Source organism: Paramagnetospirillum caucaseum, from assembly GCF_000342045.1.
Classification (GTDB): Bacteria; Pseudomonadota; Alphaproteobacteria; order Rhodospirillales; family Magnetospirillaceae; genus Phaeospirillum; species Phaeospirillum caucaseum.
Genome location: NZ_AONQ01000051.1, coordinates 24,891 through 31,329 on the forward strand (window position 1 = coordinate 24,891; position 6,439 = coordinate 31,329).

The following is a 6,439-nucleotide window of genomic DNA, read 5'->3' on the forward strand; positions in this document are numbered from 1 at the left end:
CTTGCGCGCCCTTCCCGCGGAAACGGCAAAGGCCACCCGCCGGCCGGCGGATGGCCTTGTCCATTGCGGCGCCGGCCAATGCCTCGGCCGGCCTATTCCTCGACCGGGGCACCGTCCAGGTCGCCGGGGCCGGCGGCCAGGGCGTCGGAGATCAGGCCGGCGTTCTGGCGGATGGTGCCTTCGATCTCGGCGGCCATGGCCTGGTTGTCGCGCAGGAATTGCTTGGCGTTCTCGCGCCCCTGGCCGATGCGGGTGGAGTTGTAGGAGAACCACGCCCCCGACTTCTCCACCACACTGGCCTTGACGCCCAGGTCGATGAGTTCGCCCATCTTGGAGACACCCTCGCCGTACATGATGTCGAAATCCACCACCTTGAACGGCGGCGCCAGCTTGTTCTTCACCACCTTGACGCGGGTCTGGTTGCCCACCACCTCGTCGCGGTCCTTGATGGCGCCGACCCGGCGGATTTCCAGGCGCACCGAGGCGTAGAACTTCAGCGCGTTGCCGCCGGTGGTGGTTTCCGGATTGCCGAACATCACGCCGATCTTCATGCGGATCTGGTTGATGAAGATGACGATGGTCTTGGATTTGGAGACCGAGCCGGTCAGCTTGCGCAGCGCCTGGCTCATCAGGCGGGCGTGCAGGCCCATATGGTTGTCGCCCATCTCGCCTTCCAGTTCGGCGCGGGGCACCAGGGCGGCCACCGAGTCCACCACCAGCACGTCGATGGCGCCGGAGCGCACCAGGGTGTCGGCGATTTCCAGCGCCTGCTCGCCGGCGTCGGGCTGGCTGATCAGCAATTCGTCCAGGTTGACGCCCAGCTTGCGGGCATAGATGGGATCGAGCGCATGCTCGGCATCCACGAAGGCGCAGGTGCCGCCCTTCTTCTGGGCTTCGGCGATGACATGGAGCGCCAGCGTGGTCTTGCCCGAGCTTTCCGGCCCGTAGATCTCGATGATGCGGCCCCTGGGCAGGCCGCCGATGCCGAGCGCCACATCCAGGCCCAAGGAGCCGGTGGAGATCACCTCGGTTTCGACCACCTGGTCCTTCTGGCCCATCTTCATGATGGAGCCCTTGCCGAACGCCCGCTCGATCTGGCTGACGGCGGCTTCCAAAGCCTTCTGTCTATCCATGGTATCCTTGTCCACGAGACGCAACGCAGCCTGCGACATGGCCGTTCCCCTTCATCTATCCCGAACCGGGCCGGTTCCGCAATGAGGATTACGCTACACGAACTTTCGAGGAACACAAGGGGAATGTTCGCGTTTGTTCCGAATCAGTTCCGCATCCATTCGGTGCGGATCGCCACACAAAAGTAAGAACCGGAAGCGTAGACTGAGTCCCGTTCGAGTCCAGAAGGGGCCGGAAGCATGCATATCGGTCTGTCCGCAATCCTAGGTGCAGCGGCCTTGCTGACACTCATCCCGGCTGCCACCCCGCAAGCGGCGCCGGCGGGCAGCCGGTCTCCGGCGGCACTGGAGCACGGCCCGGCCATTCCAGTGCGCGGCCTTGACGGCGGACCTCCCGGCGGCGGCCGCGAGTTCGACCGGCGACAGGAATTTGGCGACCGCGAGTTCGACAGGAGAGGCCGTCCCGGCTTCCGCCCGCCACCTCCGCCGCCGCTGCCGCCCCCCCGCTTCGAACGCTTCGGCTCTCCGCCCCATTTCCCCGGCACCGGGGGAGACTTCCGCGAGGGAGCGGACAACGCCCGGGACGATCCAACCAATTTCGTGCCGCCCTCCTGGCTGAAGGAGTGGATCGCCAATGCCCGCCAACGGGGCTACGGCGACGAGGAACTGGCGACCATCCTCAGCCATCACCCGCGCCTGGGCCGCTTCGTCCAGCGCTCGCGCGAGCGGGGCTTCGGCGACCCGGCCATCTTCGCCGCCATGGGGTTGGACCGCTGGCCGGCCCAGCCCAGCCACGCCTCCGTCTCGCCGCCGCCCCTGCCCAGCCCCAAATCCACCACCCCCGCCCAGCCCGCTTCCGCCTCCAGCACGGTGCGGCTGGAGATTGCCGACCATCTGCACACCACAGAAGCCGAGGTGGAACTGGTCGGCACGCTGGGCGGAGCGACCAAGGGGGCCAGCGTGTTCGTCGACGGCGCCCAGGTGAGCGTCGCCAGGAACGGCACGTTCAGCCATCGCCGGGGGGTGCCCATCGGCGAGACCGAGATCAAGGTGGAAGCCCGCGACCGACAGGGACGCGGCACAGAGACCATGGTCACCGTCACCCGCGAGCCCGCCGCAGCCACAGGGCCGTACGAGCCGCTCAACCCCAGCCGCGCCAAGGGCAAGCGCCATGCCAAGGCGGTGGCGCTGATCATCGGCATCGACCGCTACGAATCCGCCCCGCGCGCCGAATATGCCGAGAACGACGCCAACGCGTTCTACGACTACGCCACGCGGGCGTTGGGCGTGCCCTCCGACCGCATCAAGCTGCTGACCGGAGCCAAGGCGCGGCGTCTGTCGGTGGAGAAGGCGGTGCTGGCCTGGGTCCAGCCGCTGGTCGCCCCGGGAAAGTCGGACGTCTACGTGTTCTTCTCCGGCCACGGCCTGGCCTCGGACGACGGGCGCGACCAGTACCTGCTGCCCTACGACGGCGACCGCGCCCTGCTGGCGCAAAGCGCGTTGAAGCGCAAGGATGTTATCGACGCCCTGGTGGCGGCGGGAGCCCGCTCGGTAACCCTGTTCCTCGACACCTGCTATTCCGGCGGCACCCGCGGCAACGATACCCTGGTGCAGGCCGCACGCCCCATCCTGATCTCGGTGACGGAGCCGGATCAGCCCGCCAACGTCGCCATCCTGGCCGCCGCCGGCCGCGACCAGTTGTCCAGCAGCCTGTCCGGCGCCCGCCACGGACTGTTCAGCTACTACCTGATGAAGGGCCTGGAAGGTGAAGCCGCCACCGGAGACCGCTCCATCACCACCGGTTCCCTGGAAACCTATTTACGGCAACAGGTCCCCGGCGAAGCCGCCAAACTGGACCGCCGCCAGAGTCCGGAGCTGATCGGCGATCCCCAGCGGGTGCTGTCGGAGTGGTGATTGAGGCGGCGCGAAGCAAGATGCGGAGAGGCTCGCCGTTTGCAGAGCGTCACGCCGCTCTTATTTCCAGGGAGGATTACCATCGGACTTTCGCGCCGCCCCGCCGGGATGGTATAACCCGCCCAACCGCTCGCGGCCCACGTCCCGGTAGCTCAGCAGGATAGAGCAACGGTTTCCTAAACCGTAGGTCAGGGGTTCGAATCCCTTCCGGGACGCCATTTTCTTCAGCAATTTCAATACGTTATGCAACGCCAACATGGCGGCAGGTCAGTGGAGTTGCCGACTCACACTGACTCACGCGGCTTTCCAAAGCCTAGGAATCTCAATACAATCCACAAAGATCGATTTCTGGTCGGCGACGTGTGACTCACATCTGACTCACAGACTCACACGCGGATGGCCCTCGAATCCGGCTTTTGGGGTGGCGTCATGGGCAAGTTCGAGCGGGATGGATTTACGATCAAAGGCGGTGCCATTCGTCTTTACCGTCGCGGCGATACCAAGTCGGATATCTGGCATGCGTCAGTCACCCGCCCTGACCAAAAAGTGGATCGCTTTTCAACCAAGACATCCGATCAGGTCGAAGCCGGACGTGTCGCAGAACGGCATCTGGACCGCATTCGCTTCGCCGAAGAATACGGCATCCCACTCGACCGAAAGACCTTCCGCCAAATCGCAGAGAGTTGGTACGAGGACATTTTCGCCAGCGATCTCAATGAACGGGACAAGAATAATTTCAGGGGCATCCTTGACCGCTATGTGATGGCCTTTTTCGGAGATCGGGTGATTTCGACGATCAAGAGCAAGGATATCGTTGAATATCGGAAGTGGAGGAAAGATTTCTGGATTTCCGGCCCCGGCAAGGATGTTGCAGAGATTTCTTTCGTCCGTGACGGTCGAACCTACAAACGAAAACCCAAGCGATCCATACCAGCGGCAAGGACATTGGCACGCGAAGATATCGTGCTTCGAGGTGTATTTCAGAAGGCAGTTAGCCAAGGTTATTTGAATGATCGCGAGCTTGCTCACTTCAAATCTGTCGCCGGGAAAGTCAATTCCCGTGGTGCTTTATCCCGCGAGCAGTACCAAAAACTGGTCGCAGCATCATGGGAGCGAAGCATGCTTATCCCAAATGGCCAGACCCTATACTACCGCCAACTATTAGCTGTCTATATTCAGTTCATGGTGATGACCGGTCTTCGCCCTGGCGAGGCTCGGCGATTACGGTTTATGGACATAAAGGACGGATACGTTGTCCTGCAAGAAAGCAAAACAAAAGTGAGAAAGGTTGTCGGCGTAGCCGGTTTCAGCGGGATTATTTCCTTTCTTCACGATGTCCATCAAGCCCTATACGGGAGAGATGTCCATGATGAAGAAGAAAACCCATTTCCAATGCCAACGGATTATCTGTGGAGGGATTATCAAAAGGATGAGCCGATTCACGATTTCAAAAGAAGCTTCAATGAGCTACTCGCATATTGCGGAATAACACATGACGAACACCAAAATGGGAAAATAACAATTTACTCACTCAGGCACACATATGCCCATTTTAGAATTGTTTATGGCGGCGTTAATGATGTCTATTTGCTGGCCCAGAACATGGGAACCAGCGTGCAGATGATCGAAAAATATTATGGCCATCTGGAGCCGCTGCATCGCAAAGACGAATTGAAACGTGTGCATCGAAACTCAGCTTCAGATAAGTTAATGGACAACATAAACGACCTATTTGGCCTGCCGCCATTGGAATTTTGATCGGCATTTTCTCCCGTATATTCCTATTGCTTATTCTCCTCCACCTCACGACATGCCTCAGGACGCCGTTGATGGGCGATAAGGTTCACGCCCGTTCAGGGTGAATGAAGGTGTCTCTGATCCAAACTTGTTTGCCGTTCTGATAGTGCCGCCAATGCCCAGTGCGTGGATGGGGCGATTTCTCGGAATGGCTTCCTTCTCGGGTGACTTCTTCTGGTTCGGCTTCGGTTGGCCCGTTGTCGGGTTCCATGGCCATGAACCTGAAATTCCAGTTGTCCTTACCCGGCAGGCGAGAGATTTCGATAATTCCGATCATGCCGGAAACGGGGCGGAAATTCTCCATGCTGCTAAACAGCCAAGAGGTAAGGTGAACCACCTGTGACCCACCCGCCGCTTTAAGGTGGTGGTTTTCCATGATCAGTTTCCGCAAGCAGTCTTTAATGATACGTCGATCTTCGACGGGACCGCTTTTGCACCAACGGGTTTGGGTGTCTCTCACACCATAATTGTATTCGTCTACGGTGATCGGTGCGTTAACAGTGGCTTTTCCAAAGCGAACCTGAAAAACGATCTTTTCAGGGTTATTCTTGGACAAATCAAAAACGATGTCGTCATTGTCCTTCAAGGATGGTTTAGGAACATAGTTCTTATCAGCCTTGATCTTCAGCCATTCGTCAATGGTTACGCCTTGCTTGGCAACACGACGTTTTTCATAATCTATATCCATGATCGTCACTCCGTTCAAAGTGCGATCATATTAGCGACAAGAATGTTGCATGTCAATATGGTGCGACAAACATATTTCACACTTAATGTCAAACATTTTTATAATCTGATTATAAGAATCTTTGAAACAACTGCAAATTTCGTGCGTTATGCGGCCTTAAAAACTCCAACGAGTGGATCAGCCAAGCTCTCTTCGGATTCAAGTCAGGTTTTAAAATGTGAACATGAGTTTGACGCTGCCGCAGTTCGGGCGGGATCGACAGGATCATGATGATTGGCCTGAAAATGAGAAAGCCCGCGAAGGCATGATCCTAAGCGGGCTTCTCGGTATGCCCAGTGGGCATTGTTCGCGTCAAACCCTTGCGGGTGCTTACATTTTCCGTATCCCACGAGGGCATTGTTCACAGGTAACCCCATTCGGGGTGTCTACGCACCAATCATTTAACTGACGAACCCCATTGGGGTGTTTACCAGTTACCCTCATGAGAGGGTAAGACCCTTGCGGGTGTCTTGTTTGCTGCTACTGTTACCCTGACGTGGTAAGATCGCTTCAACAATTGTGTTTATATCAGACAGACAATGTGTCGTCAACATGTTTTTGATGTGCATCTTCTGCGATGCGCCCTTTGGCGTTTTAACATCATCTTACAAGCTTTCGATTTATAAGAATCGTCATTCAAGGAAGTCAGACAGCTTCATCGACCATCAAAAACTCTTCGCATTCAAAGCACTTTAGGCGATTTGAGAGGGTGATAACAAATGTAATACCGCCACAATGCGGGCATGGGCGAGCGTAATCATCTGGGTCGCGTTCAATTTCTTTTTGGTGATTAGCGATTTGTGATTCGTGAATGGTGCTCATGATGTCTCCTTGATAAACAGTTTGCCGTGAACTATTTATCAAAGATGCA

Annotated in this window: 5 protein-coding genes and 1 tRNA gene; 3 read left to right on the forward strand and 3 right to left on the reverse strand. The window is 57.6% G+C overall.

Annotation, left to right across the window (positions count from 1 at the left end):
* Positions 1–92: 92 nt before the first annotated feature.
* Positions 93–1,172 carry a recombinase RecA gene (gene recA, locus H261_RS16360; RefSeq protein ID WP_008619634.1) on the reverse strand — a complete coding sequence of 360 codons (1,080 nt, stop codon included), beginning with the start codon at positions 1,170–1,172 and terminating at the stop codon, positions 93–95.
* Positions 1,173–1,409: 237 nt separating this feature from the next.
* Between recA and H261_RS16365 the strand changes: the two genes are divergently transcribed.
* From H261_RS16365 to H261_RS16375, 3 genes are all read left to right on the forward strand, one after another.
* Entirely contained in the window at positions 1,410–3,044 is a 1,635-nt protein-coding gene (locus H261_RS16365; protein WP_235062959.1) for a caspase family protein, read from the forward strand.
* Positions 3,045–3,185: 141 nt separating this feature from the next.
* Positions 3,186–3,262, forward strand: a tRNA-Arg gene (locus H261_RS16370).
* 211 nt (positions 3,263–3,473) lie between these two features.
* Positions 3,474–4,802, forward strand: coding sequence for a tyrosine-type recombinase/integrase (locus tag H261_RS16375; RefSeq protein ID WP_161625043.1), 1,329 nt, complete (start codon positions 3,474–3,476; stop codon positions 4,800–4,802).
* 85 nt (positions 4,803–4,887) lie between these two features.
* Here H261_RS16375 and H261_RS16380 read toward each other — a convergent pair whose 3' ends face one another.
* Entirely contained in the window at positions 4,888–5,529 is a 642-nt protein-coding gene (locus H261_RS16380; protein WP_152426915.1) for a hypothetical protein, read from the reverse strand.
* A 684-nt stretch (positions 5,530–6,213) separates the two neighbouring features.
* Positions 6,214–6,439 (reverse strand): hypothetical protein (locus H261_RS25490; RefSeq protein WP_235062960.1); only part of this gene is annotated, 226 nt, incomplete at its 5' end.

What these genes read in the sequence shown, in the direction of transcription:
- recA (WP_008619634.1), bottom strand. Translation starts at nt 1,172, where the DNA reads ATGTCGCAGGCTGCGTTGCGTCTCGTGGACAAGGATACCATGGATAGA.
- H261_RS16375 (WP_161625043.1), top strand. Translation starts at nt 3,474, where the DNA reads ATGGGCAAGTTCGAGCGGGATGGATTTACGATCAAAGGCGGTGCCATT.
- H261_RS16380 (WP_152426915.1), bottom strand. Translation starts at nt 5,529, where the DNA reads ATGGATATAGATTATGAAAAACGTCGTGTTGCCAAGCAAGGCGTAACC.